Consider the following 1,204-nt stretch of genomic DNA (forward strand, 5'->3'; position numbering starts at 1 on the left):
CGTCACTGTTCTCTGCCACGCTCACGCTGCCGTCCGCGGCGTCCGCGATGGTGAGTGTTGGCGCCGCAGTTGGTGCGGTGGCGTCAAAATCAAACGTCACTGGCGCACTCTCACCACTGCTGTTGCCTGCGGCATCCGTAATGCTGCTGGTGATGCTGTAATTACCTTCCGCTGTCAAGCTTGGAATGGTGATGTCGGCGCTGCCATTGGCAAGATCCGCCGCCGTCACGGTGTAGGTTTGCTCCGTGGTGCTACCATCTGGGTTGGTGATGGTTAACGTCACCGTATCGCCCTCTTCCACACCCGTTGGTAGGGTCACGTTGGTTTCTACGCCGTCACTGTTCTCTGCCACGCTCACGCTGCCGTCCGCGGCATCCGCGATGGTAAGTGTTGGCGCCGCAGTTGGTGCGGTGGCGTCAAAATCAAACGTCACTGGCGCACTATCACCACTGCTGTTGCCCGCCGCGTCGCTGATCTGCGCCGTCACGTTGTAATCACCTTCCGCCGCCAAGCTTGGGATGGTGATGTTCGCACTGCCGGTATCGACATCCGTTTGGGTCACGGTGTAGGTTTGCGTTGTCACACTGCTATCTGGGTTGGTGATGGTTAAGGTCACCGTATCACCCACTTCCACACCCGTTGGAATACTCACCACCGTTTCAACGCCGTCACTGTTCTCTGCCACGCTCACGCTGCCGTCCGCGGCGTCCGCGATGGTAAGCGTTGGCGCCGCAGTTGGTGCGGTGGCATCAAAATCAAACGTCACTGGCGCACTGTCACCACTGCTGTTGCCAGCGGCATCCGTAATGCTGCTGGTGATGCTGTAATTACCTTCCGCTGTCAAGCTTGGAATGGTGATGTCGGCGCTGCCATTGGCAAGGTCCGCCGCCGTCACGGTGTAGGTTTGTTCCGTGGTGCTACCATCTGGGTTGGTGATGGTTAACGTCACCGTATCGCCCTCTTCCACGCCCGTTGGTAGGGTCACGTTGGTTTCAACGCCGTCACTGTTTTCGGCCACGCTCACGCTGCCGTCCGCGGCATCCGCGATGGTAAGTGTTGGCACCGCAGTTGGCACGGTGGCGTCAAAATCAAACGTCACTGGCGCACTCTCACCACTGCTGTTGCCCGCCGCGTCGCTGATCTGCGCCGTCACGCTGTAGTCACCTTCCGCCGCCAAGCTTGGGATGGTGATGTTCGCACTGCC

The 1,204-nt window shown here is 59.6% G+C and carries 1 protein-coding gene; it reads right to left on the bottom strand.

Annotated features, from left to right (window positions below; all coding sequences use genetic code 11):
* Positions 1 to 1,204, bottom strand: a 1,204-nt coding sequence (locus AACW06_RS19615) for an Ig-like domain-containing protein (protein WP_192076337.1), incomplete at both ends; no start/stop codon positions are given.

This window comes from Vibrio sp. S12_S33 (assembly GCF_963889785.1).
GTDB lineage: Bacteria > Pseudomonadota > Gammaproteobacteria > Enterobacterales > Vibrionaceae > Vibrio > Vibrio aestuarianus.